Raw genomic sequence first — 20948 nt, 5'->3', positions numbered from 1 at the left:
TTGTCCGCTTGCAAGATTGGATGAATAAGCAAATCTTGTTTCTACCGGCGCAGTTATGTTCAATCATTATGCGTTCGGTAATGCCATCAATGCACCTCTGGCAAGAGAGAGTCGTGAGATTGACTGTAGCTGATAGACACGAGGTCGATGGCAAAGCCCAGTACAAATTATCGCTGTAATAATAAGCAAAATAATAGAGTATCACTAACAATGAAAAGAATGTTAATCAATGCAACTCAAAAAGAAGAGTTGCGCGTCGCGCTGGTTGATGGACAGCGTTTGTTCGACTTGGATATCGAAAGCCCGGGGCACGAACAGAAAAAAGCCAACATTTACAAAGGGAAAATCACGCGCGTTGAGCCAAGTCTGGAAGCCGCATTTGTGGATTACGGCACGGATCGCCACGGTTTCCTGCCGCTGAAAGAGATCGCGCGCGAGTACTTTCCCGAAGGTTACACCTTCCAAGGTCGCCCGAATATCCGTGATGTGCTGCAAGAAGGACAAGAAGTGATTGTCCAAGTCAGCAAAGAGGAGCGCGGTAATAAAGGCGCAGCCTTAACCACCTTTATTTCCCTTGCCGGCAGCTATTTGGTGATTATGCCGAATAATCCGCGCGCCGGCGGTATTTCGCGCCGTATTGAGGGCGACGAACGCCAAGAGCTGAAAGATGCCTTGAGTTCGTTAGACGTGCCGGACGGTGTCGGTTTAATCGTACGCACGGCAGGGGTCGGCAAATCGCCGGAAGAGTTGCAATGGGATTTAAAAGTGCTGTTGCACCATTGGGAAGCGATTAAACAAGCCTCCGAATCCCGTGCCGCGCCGTTTTTGATTCATCAGGAAAGTGATGTGATCGTGCGCGCGATCCGCGATTACTTGCGCCGTGATATCGGCGAGATTCTGATCGACAACGCCAAAGTGTACGAAAAAGCCAAAGCGCATATCAAACTGGTGCGCCCTGACTTTATCAACCGGATTAAACTGTATCAAGGCGAAGTGCCGCTGTTCAGCCATTATCAAATCGAATCGCAAATCGAATCCGCGTTCCAACGCGAAGTGCGCTTGCCGTCCGGCGGCTCGATTGTGATCGACGTGACCGAAGCCTTGACCGCAATCGACATTAACTCGGCACGTGCCACACGCGGCGGCGACATCGAAGAAACCGCACTTAACACCAACTTGGAAGCGGCGGACGAGATCGCACGCCAGTTACGTTTGCGCGATTTGGGCGGTTTGATCGTGATCGACTTTATCGATATGACCCCGATCCGTCACCAACGCGAAGTGGAAAACCGTATGCGTGACGCGGTGCGCCAAGATCGTGCGCGCATTCAAATCAGCCGCATTTCCCGTTTCGGTTTATTGGAAATGTCGCGCCAGCGGTTAAGCCCGTCGCTGGGCGAATCGTCGCACCACATCTGCCCGCGCTGTCAAGGCACCGGCAAGGTGCGTGATAACGAATCGCTGTCGTTGTCGATTTTGCGCTTGTTGGAAGAAGAAGCGTTAAAAGACAATACCTCGCGCGTACACACGATTGTGCCGGTGGAAATCGCCTCTTACTTGCTGAATGAAAAACGCAAAGCGATTTACAGCATTGAAAAACGCCACGATGTTGAAATCGTGGTTGTGCCGAACGAGCAAATGGAAACCCCGCATTTCTCGGTGTTCCGTCTGCGCGACGGCGAAGCGAGCAACACCTTGAGCTACAACTTGGGCAAATATTACTCGCAAGAGGAAGAAAATCTATCCTTGGCTGCGGAAGAGAGCCTGCTGACCCGTCAGCCGGATACCGCTGCCGTGACCGTGGAATCGGTGCTGGAAAAAGCCGCCGCCGGTGAATTGAACATGCCGGCTTCTGCGCCAACACCAAGTGCGGTTGCGCCGCAGGTGGTTGAAACTACAGCGAAAGTCTCGCTGTTCAGCCGTATTATCAGCAAGCTGAAAGGCTTATTCAGCGCCGACAGCAGCGAAGCGGAACAGCAACCGAGCCAAGAGCGCAATAACCAACGCCGTCGTAATAATGATCGCCGTGGTAATCAAAACCGTAATCGTCGTCGCAATGATCGTAACAGTGATCGTAACGAGCGTGGTAATGAGCGCAGCGAACAACGCAACGCCAAAGCCGACAACAAGCGAAGTGCGGTTGAGGACGTAAGAACGGAAAGCGAGAGCGAAAACCGCACTAACCGTAATGATAGCCGCAACGAACGCAATAACAACAAACGTAACCGCAAACGCAATGAGGTCGCGGTAAACGAAGTCGAATTGCAAGAAAACAGCACGGTTCAAACGGTTGAAAGCCAAGATACGCCACCGGTTGCGGTGCGCCGTGAACGTCGTAATCTGCGTAAAAAAGTGCGTTTAAACCAAAACGAAAGTGCGGTTGCGCAATTCGCGGAAGACTCACCGGCTGAAAGCGAAGCGGTGACCGAGTTTGCCGCGCCGGTTGGGCAAAGTGCGGTTCAAGCCATTCAAGCGGTTGAAGCGATTGAAACAAAGGAAACGGATAACCAAAGCGAAAGCAAAGAAGACAGCCGTCAGCGCAATTCGCGCCGTCGCCGTCTGCCGCGCCATTTGCGCACCGGCAATCAGCGCCGACGCCGTCAAAATCAAGATGAAACTGCGTCGCCAATGCCGTTGTTTGCCGCCGTTGCCTCGCCTGAATTGGCGAGCGGTAAAGTCTGGATCGATCCGCAAACCTTGGTTAAAACAACCGAAGCCGAAGAAAGCAATACTCCGTTTGTGCCGGTGGAACAATTGTTAGAACAGCAACAAGCGGAAGGACGGCCGGCTAAAGCGGATAATACGGCTGAAGTTGAAATTGAAAAGACCGATAGTCTGAGCACGCCGGCGGTGTCGTTGGTGATGGACAGTGAGAAAAGCGTACAGCCGTTAGGTTTTATCACGCAACAAGCCAACGAGTCGGTAGAGAAGAAAATTCAGGCGTCGCTAGCGGTATTGGAGCGTGAACAGCAGCTGAATCAGGCAGAAGCGGAATCCGAGCCCGTGCCAAGTGCGGTACACCCTGAATTTACAACGCGGGTAGAAGAACCGCAGCAGAACCTGAAAACGGAAGAGCTGCAAGTTGCTAGCGTGGCGCCAGAGGCGGTTGTCGCCGCACAAACGCCACAAGCGGCTGAAAATCGCTTCGGCACCTATTCCAAAGCAACACATACCCGCGCGGCAATGACTCAAGCGCCGTCCGCGGCGGCACAGCCGCCATTTGCGATTGTGCAATGGCAGGAATCGCGTTACCACTTCCACGGGAAAGGCGCGGCAGGACACAGCAGCGCCAGCAGCCACGTGTTCGCAGAACCGACGCATACTCACAGTAGCTGATGAGCAAAGTAGGGCGGATTATCTATCCGCCCCTATATTTTTCATAAAGCTCGAGTATTTTAAGCCGTGTAGATAACTTCAAACCGCACTTGATCACTTGATAAGTGCGGTTTTTTATTGCGTAATAAAACAAACTTTTACGCCGGCAGTAAAAAAGCGCACAATCATTTGCTATAATGCCGACTTATATTCGCCGATGATAAGGATAAAAGGATCAACAATGGCAAACGCAAGTGCGGCATTTCCCGAAAAAGACAAACCGAGAGCAAAGCAAAGCGAACAGGGCATGACGTCGCCCCATTCGATTGAGGCGGAACAAGCGGTGCTTGGCGGAGTGTTGCTGAGTAATGAGCATTGGGATCCGGTTACCGAACACGTGATTGCCGCCGATTTTTATACTTACGGACATCGCCTGATTTTCAGTGAAATGGAAAATTTGGCGCGCAACAACCAACCGATTGATATTATCACCCTCGATCAAGCCTTGAAAAGCAAAGGCATTCTAGACGATGTCGGCGGGTTTGCCTATCTTGCCGAGCTGTCGAAAAACACTCCGAGCGCCGCCAATATTTTAGCTTATGCCGATATTGTGCGTGAAAAAGCGGTGCTGCGCGAGCTGATTTCCACGGCACATAAAATTGCCGAAAGCGGCTATAACCCGAACGGGCAGCAAATCAAAGAGATTTTGGACGAAGCGGAACGGAGCGTGTTTGAAATTGCGGAAAAACGTACCGGCAGCAACGAGGGTCCGAAAGACGTGTTGACGATTTTGGAAACCACGCTGGATAAAATCGAGCTGTTGTCCAAATCGAAAAACAACAACGGCGTGACCGGCGTTTCCACCGGCTTTTCCGCCTTAGATCGCAAAACCGCGGGTTTGCAGCCGTCGGATCTGATTATCGTTGCCGCCCGTCCGTCGATGGGGAAAACCACCTTTGCCATGAACTTGTGCGAAAATGCGATGATGAGCGAAGACAAGCCGGTGTTGGTGTTCAGTCTTGAGATGCCCGCCGATCAAATTATGATGCGTATTCTTGCCTCGATGTCACGTGTCGATCAAACCAAAATCCGTACCGGCAAAATTGACGATGAAAACGAATGGGCGAAAATTAACAGTACGGTGCAGATGTTCAGCAATAAACCGAATCTGTTTATTGACGACTCCTCCGGCTTGACCCCGACCGAATTGCGCGCCCGCGCACGCCGGGTGTATCGCGATCACGGCGGTATCAGCCTGATTATGGTCGACTACCTGCAACTGATGCGTGCGCCGGGTTACAGTGAAAACCGCACGTTGGAGATTGCCGAAATTTCCCGTTCCCTGAAAGCGTTAGCGAAAGAGTTGCAAGTGCCGGTGGTGGCGTTGTCGCAACTTAACCGTAGCTTGGAACAGCGTGCGGACAAACGTCCGGTCAATTCGGATTTGCGGGAGTCGGGATCTATCGAGCAGGATGCGGATTTAATCATGTTTATCTATCGTGATGAGGTCTATCACGACAATAGCGAATTGAAGAATATCGCCGAAATTATTATCGGTAAACAACGGAACGGGCCGATCGGCAAAGTGCGGTTGATGTTCCAAGGGCGCTTCTCACGCTTTGATAATTACACCGGGCCGGAATATAACGAAGAAGATTAAGATGAACAATAGGATTAAAACCGCCACCGCCACCGTTTGCTTAGCCGCGTTGCGTCACAATTTGCAGCGGGTAAAACAGCTTGCGCAAAACAGTAAGATTATGGCAATCGTCAAAGCCAATGCCTACGGGCACGGTATGGAGAGGGTGGCAAGTGCGGTCGTAAATCAAGTCGACGGTTACGGTGTGGCACGTTTGAGCGAAGCGTTGGCATTGCGTGCGCAAGGGATCAGTAAACCGATTTTATTATTGGAAGGCTTTTTCAATCCTGCAGATATTGCGTTGTTGGCCGAATATGATTTGCAAACGGTGATCCACGGCGAATATCAATTGGAAGCGCTGGAAAGTGCGATGTTGCCCGAGGCGTTATCAGACAAAAAGATAAAAGTTTGGATCAAAATCGACAGTGGCATGCACCGTTTAGGCGTAGCCTTAACGCAGGTTGACTCGATACACCAACGCTTGCAAGCCTGTCATCATGTGCAGCCGGATATTGGTTTTGTCAGCCATTTCAGCCGTGCCGAAGAGTTGGCGTGCGGTTACAGCGAAATTCAGTTGCACCGCTTTCGACAAGCATGCGCTGGCAAAGGCGGAGAGCGCAGTTTGGCGGCTTCGAACGGGATTTTATATTGGCAAGAGTCGCATTTTGACTGGGTGCGTCCGGGGATTATTTTATACGGTATTTCGCCGAACGATACGATTTTAGCCGGCGAATATGGCTTGCAACCGGCGATGACCTTGAGTTCCTCTCTGATTGCGGTGCGCGAACACGCCGCCGGTGAGCCGGTCGGTTACGGCGGAAAGTGGATCAGCCGAAAAGCGACCAAAATCGGGGTGATTGCGTTAGGTTATGGCGACGGCTATCCGCGCGACGTGCCGCCGAATACGCCGGTGTTGCTTAACGGCAAACGTGTGCCGATTGTCGGCAAGGTCTCAATGGATATGATCACCGTCGATTTGGGGGCGGATAGTTGTGCGCAAGTGGGGGATGAAGTGATTTTTTGGGGAAAAGATTCACAAGGTAATGTGCTGCCGATTGAAGAGGTGGCACGGCATATCGGCGTAATCAGTTATGAACTGGTCACCAAGATAACGCCAAGAGTCATAATGGAATATCGATAGCAACAGAATATTAATTAACTAACGAGGTATCAAATGCAAAATATCAATCCGACAACAACCGCCGCTTGGCAAGCATTGGAAGCGCATAAACAACAGCAACAAGATGTAACGATTGCGCAACTGTTCGCGCAAGAAAAGAACCGTTTCGCCGACTATTCTCTGCTTTTTAACGATGAGATGTTGGTCGATTTTTCTAAAAATCCAATCAATCAAGACACGCTGAAGCTGTTGCGTCAACTAGCCGACGAATGCGCCTTGCCGCAAGCGATCGAAGCGATGTTCGGCGGTGAGAAAATCAACCGCACCGAAAACCGCGCCGTGCTGCATACCGCACTTCGCAATCGCAGCAACACGCCGGTTATCGTCGACGGCAGCGATGTGATGCCGGAAGTGAATGCGGTGTTGGCGAAAATGCAAGATTTTTGCAATCGCGTGATTAGTGGCGAATGGAAAGGTTATACCGGCAAAGCGATTACCGATGTGATTAATATCGGTATCGGCGGCTCGGATTTAGGGCCGTATATGGTGACCGAAGCCTTGCGTCCGTATAAAAACCACTTGAATATGCACTTTGTTTCCAATGTAGACGGCACGCATATCGCCGAAACCCTGAAAAAAGTCAATCCGGAAACCACCTTGGTGCTGGTCGCCTCCAAAACCTTCACCACCCAAGAAACCATGACCAACGCCTTGTCGGCACGCGATTGGTTCTTGGCAACGGCGCAAGATGAAAAACACGTTGCCAAACACTTTGCCGCGTTGTCCACCAACGGCAAGGCGGTGGCGGAATTTGGTATCGACACTGCCAATATGTTTGAGTTTTGGGATTGGGTCGGCGGTCGCTATTCGCTGTGGTCGGCGATCGGCTTGTCGATTGCGCTGTCTATCGGCTTTGATAATTTTGAACAACTGTTAAGCGGCGCGCACGCGATGGATAACCATTTCCGCCATACCGCACTTGAACACAATATTCCGGCAACCTTGGCGTTGGTCGGCATTTGGAACAGCAATTTCTTAGGTGCGGAATCGGAAGCGATCCTGCCGTACGATCAATATCTGCACCGTTTCGCCGCCTATTTCCAACAAGGCAATATGGAATCGAACGGCAAATTTGTGGCGCGCAACGGCGAGAAAGTCAGCTATCAAACCGGCCCGATTATCTGGGGCGAACCGGGCACCAACGGACAACATGCGTTTTACCAACTGATTCACCAAGGCACGCAACGCATTCCGTGCGACTTCATCGCCCCGGCGCAGAGCCACAATCCGCTGGCGGATCACCATGCCAAGCTGTTATCCAACTTCTTCGCGCAAACCGAAGCGTTGGCGTTCGGCAAAAGCCAAGCCGTGGTGGAACAAGAGTTTTTGGACGCCGGCAAAACACTGGACGATGTGGCGCATATCGTGCCGTTCAAAGTGTTTGAAGGCAACCGCCCGACCAACTCGATTTTATTACAAAAAATCACCCCGTTCAGCTTGGGCGCACTGATTGCAATGTATGAACACAAAATTTTCGTACAGGGCGTGATCTTCAATATTTTCAGCTTCGACCAATGGGGCGTGGAACTGGGCAAACAACTTGCCAACCGCATTTTGCCGGAACTGGAAAACGACGCGACCATCAGTTCCCACGACAGCTCGACCAACGGTTTAATCAACCGATTTAAAGCGTGGCGCTAAACCGCACTTTGGTTTGATTGATGGAAAACGGCTACTTCGTTAGCCGTTTTTTTTGTCTACTACGCCGCCGAATATTCGGTAAAAAATACCGCACTTGCTTTTATTTTTCAGCAAAGTGCGGTATCGCTTGAATCAAAATGAAGAAATCAAAACCAATTTATTTCTTTTCGCCAATCGGCAATACGCTTCTGCCGTAGGATTCGTTAATCACTTCCGCGGCCGCCAAGTAGAAGGCGCAAAGTGCGGTGATCAAACCTAAGTAACCGCCGAGATTGACAATGGCGTGGCTGCCGCTGGCGTCGCCGATGGCTAAGGCGTAGAAGGTTAAGGTCAGGAAGAAGAAAATCGCTTGCAACGCGCGCGGTTTCGGCAGGGTGGCGATAAACATCATCAGAGTGAATGTGCCCCATGCGGCTAAATACCAAGCGACGAACGTTGCCGGCGTTTCGCCTTTGAAGAACGCAACGAACAAGCCCCAAGACCACCAAAATGCGCCATAGCTGATGAACGCGGTGAAGCCGAAGGTGTTGCCTTTTTTGAATTCCATAATGCCGGCGATTGCTTGTGCCGTACCGCCGAAAGCAAATGCCATCGCGATCACTAAGCCGAGTGAACTCGTGTCAAAAAAGCCGCCGTTGATTAAGCACAGCAGCCAAGTGGTTAAAGCAAAGCCGCATAAGCCGAGCGGCCCCGGATTGGCATAGTTATTGGTCGTATTAGACATAAAAGTTCCTTAAATAGAGATAAATAATGTCGTTTGAAAACGGGGCTAGTATGAATGATTTTGTCGTTAAAATAAATACTCCGCGCCCCGAGATATTGGCAATTTTTAATCTTTTGCCGTAAATCCGTTGATAAAAATCCCGACAATGACGATAAGCAGTCCAAGGAATGCCAGCCCGCTCGGCATTGGGTCGTTTAACAGCAGTACGCCGCCGAGCAGGGTGAACAAAATTTCTCCGGCTTGGGTGGCTTCGATCACGGCAAGTTGTTTTACATTATGTTTGACTAAATCGGTGGCTTTGAAAAACAGTAAGGTGGCGATCACGCCGGAAAACAGGGCGACTAAAAACGATTGTCCCAATTGCCCATTTGATGGCAACCCGCTCTTTGCCAAGGCGATCAGCATGCTCAACGCCCAAAACGGCATGGAACAGAGAACCATGCCGTACACTCGCTGCTGGGTGCTGAGTTTATCGCCGACCAACGCCATCATTTTGCGGTTGCCGAGCGGGTAGGCAAAAGCCGCAATCAGGATTAGACATAAAGGATAAAGGCTGTCGCTGATGGAAAAGGTACGCAAATTGTCGAGTTGCAATAGCAGGATACCCAATACAATCACACAGGAAAAAAACAGGTTTTTATGCGGAATGGCTTGCCCGAATAACGGCGTCAGCAAAATGCCGGCGATAATCGTGATTTGCCATGAACTGGCGACCAACCACGAGGAAGCATAGTCTGCCGACAGCGTAAGCGGCAGGTAAAACAGCCCGAAGCCGACACTTGACCATAGCAGCCACGGTTTTGGTGCACGCTGAATTTCGCGGTAAACCGCACTTTTGTTGTTGCGCGCGCCTAACAGCAGATACAACATCGGCAGCATAAAGACGAAACGTAAGGCGGCTGACCACCAGGCGTCGCCACCCGACAACGCCATACTGCGGTTTAAGACAAAGGTGGCGGCAAAAAAGAGGGACGAGAGCAACCCGAGTAGAATGGCTTTATTCATTTAAGATATCGAATAGTTACTAAAGATCAGTCAATTGCGTTAGTGTAACGCAAAATTTAAACGGAATCGCTATATAAAATATAATATAGCGATACTTCAACTATTTAGGTTAAAAAATCTCAACTTATTTCGATTTAGTTGCGTGACTATTCTCATTTGATATTAATCAATATGAGGTAGGTAAATTTCGCTATGATTTCCCCCGATTTATTTCTTTTATTTAAATTTTATGTTTACTTTTAACTAGTGGGAGAGATCTTATGGAGAAAATGTCCAAACATGATCCGAGTTTTTCAACCAGCCGCCGTGATTTGCTGAAAGGCAGTGCGGCGTTAGGCGGGGTGGCGTTGGCGGCAAGTGCGGTACAGTTGCCTGTCTCCGCCAATACTGCGCCTAAAAATGCACAAAGTGCGGTTGCGGCGCAAGCCAACGAAGAAAAACTGGTGTGGAGCGCGTGTACGGTAAACTGCCACAGCCGTTGTCCGTTGCGTATGCACGTTCAGGACGGAGTGATTAAATATGTGGAAACCGACAACTTGGGCGATGATGTCTATGGCGAGTTCCATCAAGTGCGTGCCTGCGCGCGCGGGCGTTCAATGCGCCGTCGGGTGTATAATCCTGACCGCTTGAAATACCCGATGAAGCGCGTTGGCAAACGTGGCGAAGGCAAATTTAAGCGCATTACTTGGGACGAGGCATTTACTGAAATCGCCGACAACCTGAAACGGATTATCGCCGAGCACGGCAATGAAAGCCTGTATATGCCGTTTGCCACCGGCACCTTGGGCGCCACCGTTGCCGCCTCTTATCCGCCGCCACGCAGCATTTCCAGCCGTTTTATGAACAGTATCGGCGGCTGCTTGGGACACCACGGCACTTACAGCTATTCGCAAATCTTTGAATCCATTCCGTTTATGTACGGCAGCAACGCCGGCAACAGCCCGACGGATATTGAAAACTCCAAATTGGTGGTCTATTTCGGTAACAATCCGGCGGAAACCCGTATGAGCGGCGGCGGCGTCACCTATTTAGCGCAACAAGCGATGGAACGTTCCAAAGCGCGCATGATTATGGTTGATCCGCGTTACAACGACACCGCCTCAGGGCGCGAAGGCGAATGGGTGCCGATTCGTCCGGGCACCGACGCCGCGTTTGTTGAAGGGATGGCGTATGTGATGATCACCGAAAATTTGGTCGATCAAGACTTCCTTGATACCTATTGTGTCGGTTACGACGAAAAAACCTTGCCGGCTTCGGCGAAAGCGAACGCACATTATAAAGCCTATATTTTGGGCGAGGGCGACGATCAAACCGCCAAAACGCCGGAATGGGCATCGAAAATCACCGCGATTCCGAAAGACACCATTATCCGTTTGGCACGCGAAATCGCCACCACCAAACCCGCCTATATTTGCCAAGGTTGGGGGCCGCAACGCCACGCCAACGGTGAACAGGCCGCGCGTGCGATTGCAATGTTGGCGTGTTTAACCGGTAACGTTGGCATTAACGGCGGTAACAGCGGATCACGCGAAGGTTTCTACACCATTCCGTTTGTGCGTTTGCCGGTCGGCGAAAACCCGATTAAAGCCAAAATTCCAATCTTTATGTGGACCGACGCCGTGGTGCGCGGCGAAGAAATGACCGCCTTAAAAGACGGTTTGAAAGGTGCGGAAAAACTGAATAAACCGATTAAGTTTATTTTGAATTACGCCGGAAACTGTATTATCAACCAACACTCCGACATCAACCGCACTTTAGAAATTTTGAGCGACGAAAGCAAATGCGAAATGTTGGTGGTGATCGACAACCACATGACCTCAACCGCCAAATGTGCGGATATTCTGTTGCCGGATTGCACCACCTCCGAGCAAGCGGATTTTTGCATGGACGGTTCGGCGGGCAACATGGGCTATGTGATTTTTGCCGATCAAGCGATTGAACCGCAATTCGAATGCAAGCCGGTATATGAAATTTTGTCAGGTATCGCAGAAAAAATGGGGACGAAAGAGGCATTCACCGAAGGGCGTACCCAAGAAGAGTGGTTGCGTCATCTGTATAAACTGACCCAAGAGAAAAACCCGTTCTTCCAAGACATCAGCTTCGAAGAATTCAGACAGCGCGGCATTATCAAACAGAAAGATCCGTCCGGGCATATGGTGGCATTCAAAAAATTCCGCCAAGATCCGGTCGCCAATCCACTGACGACGCCATCGGGCAAAATCGAAGTGTATTCCGAACGGTTGGCAAAAATTGCGGAAACCTGGGAATTGCCGGAAGGCGATATTATCAGCCCGTTGCCGATTTATGCGCGTGCGGTGGAGGGGTTCGATGATCCGCTGGCGGAAAAATATCCGTTGCAGTTGGTCGGCTTCCACTTTAAATCACGGGTGCACTCCACCTATGCCAACGTGGATGTGCTGGATCAAGCTTCGTTGCAATCCTTGTGGATCAACCCGATTGACGCGGAAAAACGCGGTATCAAACATAACGATATGGTGCGGATTTTCAATGACCGCGGTGAAACCCGAATTATGGCGAATGTTACGCCGCGGATTTTACCGGGCGTAATCGCAATGGGCGAGGGGGCGTGGTACACGCCGGACGGACAACGGGTGGATCAAAACGGCAGCTTTAACGTACTGACCACACAACGTCCGTCGCCGCTATCGAAAGGCAATCCGCAACATACCAATTTGGTTGAAGTCGCGCGCGTGGGAGGTGAATGATGACTGCGAAACAATATGGATTTTATATCGACTCACAACGCTGCACCGGCTGTAAAACCTGTGAATTGGCGTGTAAAGACTACAAAGATTTGACCCCGGACGTCAGTTTCCGCCGCATTTATGAATATTGCGGCGGCGGCTGGAAACAAGAAGGCGAGGCGTGGACGCAAGATGTGTTCTCTTACTACCTCTCGATTTCATGTAACCACTGTACCGATCCGGCGTGTGCCAAAGTGTGCCCGAGCGGCGCAATGCACAAGCGTGAAGACGGCTTTGTGGTGGTCGATCAAGACGTGTGTATCGGCTGTAAATATTGCAGCATGGCGTGTCCGTACGGCGCGCCGCAATACAACGAAGAAAAAGGGCGCATGACCAAATGCGACGGCTGCTTTGAGCGGGTGGAAGTGGGCAAAAAACCGATGTGCGTCGAATCTTGTCCGTTGCGTGCGTTAGATCTGTTGCCGATGGACGAACTGAAAGCCAAATACGGTGATCTGAAAGATGTCGCGCCGTTGCCACCGTCGCACTATACGCAACCGAATATCGCCTTGCGTTTAAATCACAATGCGAAACCGACTGATGATCGCAGCGGTTTCTTAGCCAACCCGAAGGAGGTGTAAAATGGGAATGGGATTACACGAATGGCCTTTGGTGTTCTTCACCGTGTTGGCACAAACCGCTGTCGGCGCATTTTGGGCGTTCAGCCTGCTGTTGCTGACGGACAAAAGTAAGCCGGTTGAAAGCCGTACTCATTATGTGATGACCGTGTTGTGGGTGTTTATGGCAATCGGTTTTGTCTTTTCCACCTTGCACTTAGGCTCGCCGCAGCGCGCGTTCAATGCCTTAAACCGTATTGGCGCCTCGGGCTTGAGTAATGAAATCGCCGCCGGTTCAGCGTTCTTCGCCCTTGGCGCAGGTTATTGGGCGTTGGCAACATCACGCTTATTGCCGGAAGCGTGGCAAAAACTGCCGTTGATTGGGTTTGTGGTGCGTTTGTTGGCGAACATTTCCGCCAAGTTGCCGTCAGGTTGGAAAACCTTAGGCGTGCTGGTCGTCAGCCTTGTCGGCGCAGGCTTTATCTATGCCATGTCGAAACTGTATATGATTGACACCGTGCCGACCTGGAACTCGGTTTACACCCCGGCTTCCTTTGTGCTGACCGCACTTTTGAGCGGTTCGGTGCTGGCGCTTGCCTTGCTGAACAGCGTGAAGATCGGCAAACAGTTGAACGGCTTGTTGCTCGGCGTGGCGTGGCTGGCATTTATCGTCGCCTTGGTGATGACTTATCAACAACACGGCTACCTCAGCGGCGTCAGCAGCGCGGTTCACCACGCGTTAGACCTGGTACCGTCTTTCGTACCGGTGATGATCACCCGCTTTGTACTGATCGCAATCGGCTTGTTGCTACTGACCATCGGCGTGAAAAAAGCCAATACCGCACTGCCGTTTATCGGCTTTATCCTAGTCGTCGCCGCGGAACTGCTGGCACGCGTGATTTTCTACGGTTTGCATATGACAGTGGGGATGGCGGCTCTGGGTTATTAAGTTAGTTTTTAGCTGTTATATACCGCACTTTGAGCGATCAAAGTGCGGTTTTTTGTGAAATAAAGATGAGTGGTATTAGAATTATTCGCTTTAAATTGACTAATTTGTTAGAATCAAAATAAAATTTAGACAGCTATTTTTTACTAGAATAAATATTGGAGTTATACTATGGATAAATTAACCATTCCACCAATTTTAATTATTAGTTTGTTGAATTCAAAACGTAGAGAAATAATTTCTCATAGGCTTTCTGGTTTAGGGTTTGAATTTCAATTTATTGATGCGATATATGGAAAAAATCTATCAGCGGAAGAATTAAGTAAAGTCGATTATGAATTTTATAAACAATATAATGCAAAGCCACTCACGTTAGGGGAAATAGGTTGTGCTGCCAGTCATATTAAGACTTATGAGTATATGATTGAACATCATATTCAGCAAGCAATTATCTTAGAAGATGATGTGATTGTTTCGCAAAATTTTGAATTTATTATTTATGATATTTTACAGAAAATCTCATCTAAGAATGATATTGTATTTTTAGATCATGGAAAAGTGAAAAAATATCCTTTCCCTAAAAAACTATTTCAAGGTTATAAATTGGCTCGTTATCGCTCTCCGTCTAAAAATTCTAAACGTTGTATTATTTGTGCGGCAGCATATATGCTCACTTTATCAGGTGCGCAGAAACTTTTAGATTATGCTTATCCGATAAGAATGCCAGCGGATTATTTAACAGGGCTAATTCAAAAGACGGGATTAGCTGCTTATGGCGTTGAGCCTCCGTGTGTTTTTCAAGGTCTTGGATCAGATTCGGAAATAAATAAAATAGAGGATCGTTATGTATAGTCATAATATTTTTTAATAAGAGAATAAAACAGGAATGGTTATGGCATGAAAATACTAATTTTACATAAAAAGCTTATTGTAGGCGGTGTTGAACGTGTTTTGTTTAGTTATTTGAAAGTATTTCATCAGCTAAATTATGATATTGAATTACTGGTTACTTATGATTTGGCATCTAATAATGTCTTTTTTGATAATATGCCGGATAATGTTCAGGTTAGTTTTATTTTTCAACACTATCATGTAAAAAGAATTAATGATACAGCTAAAAGAAAATCATCATGTTTCTATTATTTTTTAAATAAATATCTAAAAATAAAAGAAAAAATATCATTTGATAAGGTGATAAAAAGAAAACTAGCATCTGATTATAATTTAATTATTGATTTTAATGATAATTTAAACTCTTTTATAAAAAAAGGGCATTTGAACATTAAACAAGCTCATGTGCCTCTAATTCGCTGGGAGCATGGACATCTTAATGTTATTGCTAATCAAACGAACAAAAAAATACATTACTTTCGCCATGTATACTCTCAATTTGATAAAATTATTGCTATATCGCCAGAAATGAAATTGGATTTATTACGTAAGCTAAATATTAATCAGGATAATATTGATGTTATTTATAATCCGATTGATTTAGACAGTATTAAACATAAAGCAAATGAAAAAGTTAATATTGATTATCCTTATTTTATACAGGTTTCCCGATTGGTTGAAGGGAAAGGGCATGAAGAGCTTATTGAAATTTATGCAGAACTAAAAAATCAGGGACTAGAACAAAAGTTAATTTTTGTGGGAGATGGGGATAATAGAAAAGTATTAGAACAAAAAATAGCCGCATTGAATTTAGCCGATGATGTGTATTTAATTGGTAATAGAGATAATCCTTATCCTTATATGAAGAATGCTACTTTATTTTTGCATGCTTCAGAATATGAGGGATTAGGAATGGTGTTATTAGAAAGCCTTGCGTTAGGTGTTCCCGTTGTTGCGATGGATTGCCCTACCGGTCCGAAAGATATATTAGGAAATAGTGAATATGGGGTGTTGGTTGAATTGCATAATAAACAAAAGTTTATTGATTCTGTTTTATCATTAGTAAATAATCCTAATAAATATGCTTATTATTCAAAACAAGGACTAGAAAGAGCTAGTAAATTTAGTTTAGAAAATATCGCAGAAGATGTAAGTAAATTATTCAGACAAATAGTAAAAAATAAATTTAGCCATTAAGTAGATTAAATACTAGAATAGTTGAGCGTGCTTCAATTGCACTTTAGATTGGCAACCCAAAGTGCGGTTTTTTACAGTTATCTTTCAATCTGAATTAAACTAGTCTTTAATCAATGTTTAATTAAGGATATTTTATGCATAATTCGCTTAACCAACTCACCACCGAAAGCCGTAATCCCAATTCAACTGAGATTGATAATCTTACGACGCGTGAGATTTTGCAAGTGATTAATCAGGAAGATCAGAAAGTGGCGCAGGTGGTGGCGACACAAATTGCGCAGATTGCGCAGGCGGTGGATCAAATTGTGGCGGCGTTTCGGCAGGGGGGACGCTTGTTGTATCTCGGCGCAGGCACATCGGGGCGGTTGGGGATTTTGGACGCCAGCGAATGTCCGCCGACTTACGGCACTGATCCGAACCAAGTGATCGGCGTGATCGCCGGCGGGCAACGTGCGGTGTTTAGTGCGGTGGAAAAGGCGGAAGATGATCCGGTTGCGGCAAAAACCGATTTGGCACGCTTGAATTTAACTCGACGTGATGTGGTGGTCGGCATTGCCGCCAGCGGGCGTACGCCTTACGTATTGGGTGGAATTGACTATGCCAAGCAGCTCGGTTGCGTCACGATCGGGATTGCTTGCAATCAACATGCGCCGTTGTTGCAACAGGCGCAAATCCCGATTTGTATTGCGGTCGGCGCGGAAGTGGTGACCGGATCATCGAGGATGAAAGCCGGTACGGCACAAAAGTTGGTGCTGAATATGCTCACCACCGCTTCGATGATTCGAAGCGGTAAGGTCTATGGCAACTTGATGGTCGATGTACAGGCAACCAATGAAAAACTGCTGGCGCGGCAGAAAAATATTGTCATGCAGGCAACCGGTTGTGAACGCTATGAAGCGGAACAGGCGCTTGCCGCCAGTGGCAACCATTGCAAAACCGCAATTTTAATGATTTTGGCCCGGTTATCTTATTCCGAAGCAAAACAGTTATTGGCGCAGCACGGCGGGTTTATCCGTCAGGCATTAGCGGCGTCTTTTCAACATCAGCAAGGAGGTTAGTATGGCAGAGATCAATAAGCAATTTATCACACAGGTGATCGCGTTACTCGGGGGCGCAGAAAATATCGCTTCCGTCGGGAATTGCATGACCCGGCTACGGCTGAGAATTAACCAAACGGATCGGATTGAAGATGAACGATTAAAGCAGCTTGCCGGGGTGTTGGGCGTGGTCAAGAGTCAAGATCAGGTGCAATTGATTCTGGGGCCGGGCAAAGCCGGCAAAGCGGCGGAATTGTGCCGTACGTTGTTGCAAGAAAGCGGTGTGGCTAACGATTTACAAGTGATCGCCAAAGCCAATAAACAACAAATCAAGCAGCAGCAAAGCAGTAAGGTACATCAATTTTTAACCAAATTCGCCACCATTTTTACGCCGTTGATTCCGGGTTTTATCGGCGCGGGGCTACTGTTAGGGATCGGGACATTATTGGATCAGTCTTTTGTTGCCGGCGTTGAAAATCCGAATGCTACTTTGGTTGCATTAATCGGCTATCTCAAAGTGTTCAGCAAAGGCTTGTTCAGTTTTCTCAGTATTATGATTGGTTACAATGCGGCCAAAGCGTTTGGTGGCACGGGCGTGAACGGTGCCATCATTGCCTCGTTTTTTATCTTGGGGTATAACCCGGAGGCGACTAAAGGCATTTATTCGGGCATGAGTTCCTTCTTTGGGCTAGAAATTGATCCGCGCGGTAATATTATCGGGGTGCTGATTGCCGCCATTGTCGGGGCGAAAGTGGAGCAGTGGGTGCGCAAATTCGTGCCGGACAATTTGGATATGCTGCTGACTTCAACCGTCACGCTGTTGATTATGGGCGCGTTTACTTTCTTACTGATTATGCCGGTCGGCGTGCTGTTGTTTAACGGCATGTCGTGGCTATTTAGCCATTTGAACGGCAATCCGTTCGGAAGTGCGGTATTAGCCGGACTATTTTTACTCTCGGTGATGTTCGGTATTCACCAAGGCTTTGTACCCGTTTATTTCGCCTTAATGGAAACGCAAGGGTTTAATGCGCTGTTTCCGATTCTGGCAATGGCAGGCGCAGGGCAAGTCGGCGCGGCGATTGCGCTTTATACGCTGGCGAACAAAAATGCGGTTCTGCGTGCACAAATCAAGGGGGCGATTTTACCGGGATTCTTGGGGATCGGCGAGCCGTTAATTTATGGCGTAACCTTGCCACGGGTAAAACCGTTTATTACCGCGTGTATCGGCGGTGCGGCAGGCGGTTTCGTGATTGGCCTATTTGCTTATTTCGGTTTCCCGATGGGCTTAAACAGTGTGTTCGGTCCGTCCGGTTTACTGGCAATTCCGCTCTTAATTTCACCAAACGGCGTATTTGGCGCGATTGCAATTTATCTCATTGGCACGATAACCGCTTATAGCGTCGGTTTTTTAACGACCTACTTTTTCGCCAAGGATGTGGATTTGAGCTAAGGAAAACCATGCAAAAGTGCGGTTTAACGAGAAACCGCACTTCCCTTATCCGCCATATGACCAACCGTTATTCCTCAATTTTTTGAACTCGATATTTGCTTGGCGATGTGCCGTATTTCAGTTTGAAGGCTTTGCTGAAATGGGCTTCGGACTGGTAACCGACCTCGAGCGCAACGGCGAGAATCGATTTATTGGTGTTACGCAGTAATAACTCGGCTTTTTGCATCCGCAAGCTAGTGAGGAATTTGCCGGGCAACGTACCGGTTTTACTTTTAAACAGGCGGATGAAATTGGCACGGGACATGGCGCTCAGATCCGCCAAGCTTTCCATATTCCAGTTATGCTCCGGCTGTTGCAACATTGAGTTGACGGCGTGGTATAAACGCTTGTCTTGCAGTGCGCCGAGCACGCCATTGTTCACTTCATTGCTTTGTTGGATATAATCGCGCGCCAGATAGGTGAACAAGACATTGCATAATGCATTCACGACCGAGGCGGTGCCGATTTCCAAAATTGCTTCCCGTTGTAACAAGGATAACAGCGAGGTGACCGAACTGTTATTGCCGGACAAATACCAGTATTCAGGCAGAATGGCAGGCAGCGTAGAATGCCCGGAATAGCGGAAATAACCGCAGAACATTTCAAAATCATGCGAGGCTTGATTGTTGGTGCGCAGGGTGAATGGCCCGTGCTGCAATTGTTGCAAGGCGGTGACCGGGGTGTCTTCGCTGACCGCACTTTTACTGCTTTGAACGCGGTGTTCGAGACCATGGGGGAGGAAGAAGACATCACCCGGCTTCAACTGGTAGCTACGTTGGTTATCCAACACTAGGCGGCATTCGCCTTTTGAGATAATGTGAAAGATTCCCAAGGTGTTGGGTTCTTGTTTGTGTTTAATCTGCCAGTCGCCTTGGAAACGGCAGAGAACGTTGATTTCGCCTTCGACTTGGGCGAGTTGAATCAGTCGATCTAAATAGTCCATAGTGGCTCTCCTTGAATGAAATGAAAAATTATCCTTTAAGATGAAAGAGATAAAGATTGATACTATAAAACAATATAATTTGTTAAATAATATCAATAATAGCACCCATCAACCAGCCTATTTACTTACTTTTAAACTTAGGAAAATATTATGTTTGCAGATTGGAAAAATGACGTTACTCATGTGAAAAAATCATTCGGCGAATTAGGGAAAAAATACCCGAAAATGCTTCAAGCCTATGGCGCATTGAATGCCGCAGCGGCGGAAGGCAATGTGCTAGACGCAAAAACACGTGAATTGATTGCATTGGCAGTGGCAGTAACCACCCGTTGCGAAAGCTGTATCGGCGTACATGCCGCCGACGCGATTAAAGCCGGCGCGACGGAAGAAGAAGTGGCGGCGGCATTGGCAACCGCAATCGCGTTAAATGCCGGTGCGGCTTACACTTATTCTTTACGTGCATTGGAAGCTTACAACGAACAAAAATAATGACTCAATAAAATAGCCGTAATATTCCCTGCATTTACCCCGATGCAGGGTTTTTTATTTTAAAGCCATGTAGAGCTTAGGGCGTAGGAGCAAAGCCGTGCGGCTCATCACATAACCGCGAGCCCGAACCGCACTTTTATTCCGTTTTATCGCGATGAATGGCACGGTGGTTTTTGTCATTGAGTAGCGTTGCGTCTTTTACTGCCGCCCGAGCGAGCATATGCGAAGCGATTGGCAAGGTGAAGATCAGGAATAGGTTCATGATCAGTAAGCGAATCGTCCACGCCCAATCCCAGACAATAAACATAGCCCCGACTGAAACCAGAAAGATTGAAAGCGTGCCTGCTTTGGTTGCGGCGTGTTGTTTGCTGAGGGTGTTCGGTAGGATATGGATTCCCAGCGCGGAGATCGCCAAACTGAAGCCGCCGAGCAATAAGAACATTATGCCTAACATATTAAGAATCATGGTGTTCATCCTTTTGTCGCTGCAACGCCTGATTGTCATTTTTCCGCCGAATTACCGCAGACCAACCGACGGTGCCGATAAAACCGACGAGCGACAAACCGATGGCGACGTCCAACAAGACCGTACGTTGAATCAACAGAGCGGCAACCACACATAAAATAAGCGCCGCAGCCAATAGAATATCCAGAGCGACAATCCGATCGCCATCATCCGTGCCGCGTTGAATTTGCGAAATCACGAACAGAATGGCAATAAGGGCGCATAGCACAACAAAGATCAGGCTTGGTTCTAGCATTTGGCAACTCTCCTTAGGTTGTTGCGGATTTGGCAAACAGGGTTGAAATATACGGCACGAATTTTGTTTGGATCTCTTGAATTGCCAAGTCAGTCTGTTCTGCATCCAAAATATGCAGCAGCATTCGGTTATCTTCGTTATTAATATCCAATACCGTTGTGCCCGGTGTCAGGCAAACCAAGCAAGATAAGACAACCAAGCCGGTTTCGCCGATTTGTGGAATCTGGATCGCAATATAGCTGTCGCGTAGCGATTGCTTGATACCCAACTGTAATTTAAGAATCAGGCAAAGGGTGGTAAAACCGGATTTCACCATTAAGTACAGAAATTGTAAACCGAGCAAGACGGCGACGTAACTTTTTTTCATGA

The 20948-nt window shown here is 48.1% G+C and carries 18 protein-coding genes; 12 read left to right on the top strand and 6 right to left on the bottom strand.

The window, feature by feature from the left end; genetic code table 11:
- The first annotated feature begins 210 nt into the window (after positions 1-210).
- From rne to pgi, 4 genes are all read left to right on the top strand, one after another.
- Entirely contained in the window at positions 211-3336 is a 3126-nt protein-coding gene (rne, locus tag ACWA5Z_RS12755; protein ID WP_431052947.1) for a ribonuclease E, read from the top strand.
- A gap of 286 nt (positions 3337-3622) precedes the next feature.
- Positions 3623-4975, top strand: coding sequence for a replicative DNA helicase (locus ACWA5Z_RS12750; RefSeq protein WP_449343135.1), 1353 nt, complete (start codon positions 3623-3625; stop codon positions 4973-4975).
- Between the two features lies 1 nt (position 4976).
- On the top strand, positions 4977-6095 hold the full coding sequence (gene alr, locus ACWA5Z_RS12745) for an alanine racemase (protein WP_431052943.1): 1119 nt from the start codon (positions 4977-4979) through the stop codon (positions 6093-6095).
- Between the two features lie 33 nt (positions 6096-6128).
- The gene (gene pgi / locus ACWA5Z_RS12740; RefSeq protein ID WP_431052941.1) at positions 6129-7775 is read left to right on the top strand and encodes a glucose-6-phosphate isomerase; all 1647 of its coding nucleotides are present in this window, start codon (positions 6129-6131) and stop codon (positions 7773-7775) included.
- A 157-nt stretch (positions 7776-7932) separates the two neighbouring features.
- On the opposite strand, the gene ACWA5Z_RS12735 is transcribed toward pgi, so the two are convergent.
- Entirely contained in the window at positions 7933-8499 is a 567-nt protein-coding gene (locus ACWA5Z_RS12735) for an acetate uptake transporter (RefSeq protein ID WP_431052939.1), read from the bottom strand.
- 105 nt (positions 8500-8604) lie between these two features.
- Entirely contained in the window at positions 8605-9504 is a 900-nt protein-coding gene (locus ACWA5Z_RS12730; protein ID WP_431052937.1) for a DMT family transporter, read from the bottom strand.
- A 269-nt stretch (positions 9505-9773) separates the two neighbouring features.
- Here ACWA5Z_RS12730 and ACWA5Z_RS12725 point away from each other — a divergent pair, with 269 nt between their 5' ends.
- The 7 genes from ACWA5Z_RS12725 (at position 9774) to murP (ending at position 18347) form a co-directional block, all read left to right on the top strand.
- A complete protein-coding gene (locus ACWA5Z_RS12725; RefSeq protein ID WP_431054361.1) occupies positions 9774-12230 on the top strand; it encodes a DmsA/YnfE/YnfF family dimethyl sulfoxide reductase in 2457 nt (818 codons plus the stop codon).
- Positions 12230-12850, top strand: a complete 621-nt coding sequence (locus ACWA5Z_RS12720) for a DMSO/selenate family reductase complex B subunit (RefSeq protein ID WP_431054360.1) — start codon at positions 12230-12232, stop codon at positions 12848-12850. Before ACWA5Z_RS12725 ends, ACWA5Z_RS12720 begins: the two co-directional genes overlap by 1 nt.
- Before the next feature lies 1 nt (position 12851).
- The gene (locus ACWA5Z_RS12715; protein ID WP_431052934.1) at positions 12852-13775 is read left to right on the top strand and encodes a DmsC/YnfH family molybdoenzyme membrane anchor subunit; all 924 of its coding nucleotides are present in this window, start codon (positions 12852-12854) and stop codon (positions 13773-13775) included.
- A 168-nt stretch (positions 13776-13943) separates the two neighbouring features.
- Positions 13944-14624 (top strand): glycosyltransferase family 25 protein, encoded by a 681-nt coding sequence (locus ACWA5Z_RS12710; protein WP_431052932.1) that lies wholly within the window; start codon positions 13944-13946, stop codon positions 14622-14624.
- A 45-nt stretch (positions 14625-14669) separates the two neighbouring features.
- A complete protein-coding gene (locus ACWA5Z_RS12705; RefSeq protein WP_431052930.1) occupies positions 14670-15860 on the top strand; it encodes a glycosyltransferase in 1191 nt (396 codons plus the stop codon).
- A gap of 134 nt (positions 15861-15994) precedes the next feature.
- Positions 15995-16918, top strand: a complete 924-nt coding sequence (murQ, locus tag ACWA5Z_RS12700; protein WP_431052928.1) for an N-acetylmuramic acid 6-phosphate etherase — start codon at positions 15995-15997, stop codon at positions 16916-16918.
- Position 16919: 1 nt separating this feature from the next.
- Positions 16920-18347, top strand: a complete 1428-nt coding sequence (gene murP / locus ACWA5Z_RS12695) for a PTS N-acetylmuramic acid transporter subunit IIBC (protein WP_431052926.1) — start codon at positions 16920-16922, stop codon at positions 18345-18347.
- Between the two features lie 67 nt (positions 18348-18414).
- Here the strand turns inward: murP and ACWA5Z_RS12690 are convergent, their stop codons facing one another.
- Positions 18415-19329 (bottom strand): helix-turn-helix domain-containing protein, encoded by a 915-nt coding sequence (locus ACWA5Z_RS12690; RefSeq protein ID WP_431052924.1) that lies wholly within the window; start codon positions 19327-19329, stop codon positions 18415-18417.
- A gap of 150 nt (positions 19330-19479) precedes the next feature.
- On the opposite strand from ACWA5Z_RS12690, the gene ACWA5Z_RS12685 reads away from it, so the two are divergent.
- Entirely contained in the window at positions 19480-19818 is a 339-nt protein-coding gene (locus tag ACWA5Z_RS12685; protein ID WP_431052922.1) for a carboxymuconolactone decarboxylase family protein, read from the top strand.
- 136 nt (positions 19819-19954) lie between these two features.
- Here ACWA5Z_RS12685 and ACWA5Z_RS12680 read toward each other — a convergent pair whose 3' ends face one another.
- Genes ACWA5Z_RS12680 through ACWA5Z_RS12670 form a run of 3 tightly spaced genes read right to left on the bottom strand, consistent with a single transcriptional unit; the run spans position 19955 to position 20946 of the window.
- Positions 19955-20284, bottom strand: a complete 330-nt coding sequence (locus ACWA5Z_RS12680) for a cation:proton antiporter (RefSeq protein WP_431052920.1) — start codon at positions 20282-20284, stop codon at positions 19955-19957.
- Positions 20274-20579 (bottom strand): monovalent cation/H+ antiporter complex subunit F, encoded by a 306-nt coding sequence (locus tag ACWA5Z_RS12675; RefSeq protein ID WP_431052918.1) that lies wholly within the window; start codon positions 20577-20579, stop codon positions 20274-20276. The genes ACWA5Z_RS12680 and ACWA5Z_RS12675 overlap by 11 nt, the downstream gene beginning before the upstream one ends.
- A gap of 13 nt (positions 20580-20592) precedes the next feature.
- Positions 20593-20946 (bottom strand): Na+/H+ antiporter subunit E, encoded by a 354-nt coding sequence (locus ACWA5Z_RS12670; protein ID WP_431052916.1) that lies wholly within the window; start codon positions 20944-20946, stop codon positions 20593-20595.
- Positions 20947-20948 lie beyond the last annotated feature (2 nt).

Source organism: Testudinibacter sp. P80/BLE/0925, assembly GCF_053570785.1.
Note: the sequence above shows the minus strand (reverse complement) of the source record. Positions and strands in the feature narration are given on the sequence as shown.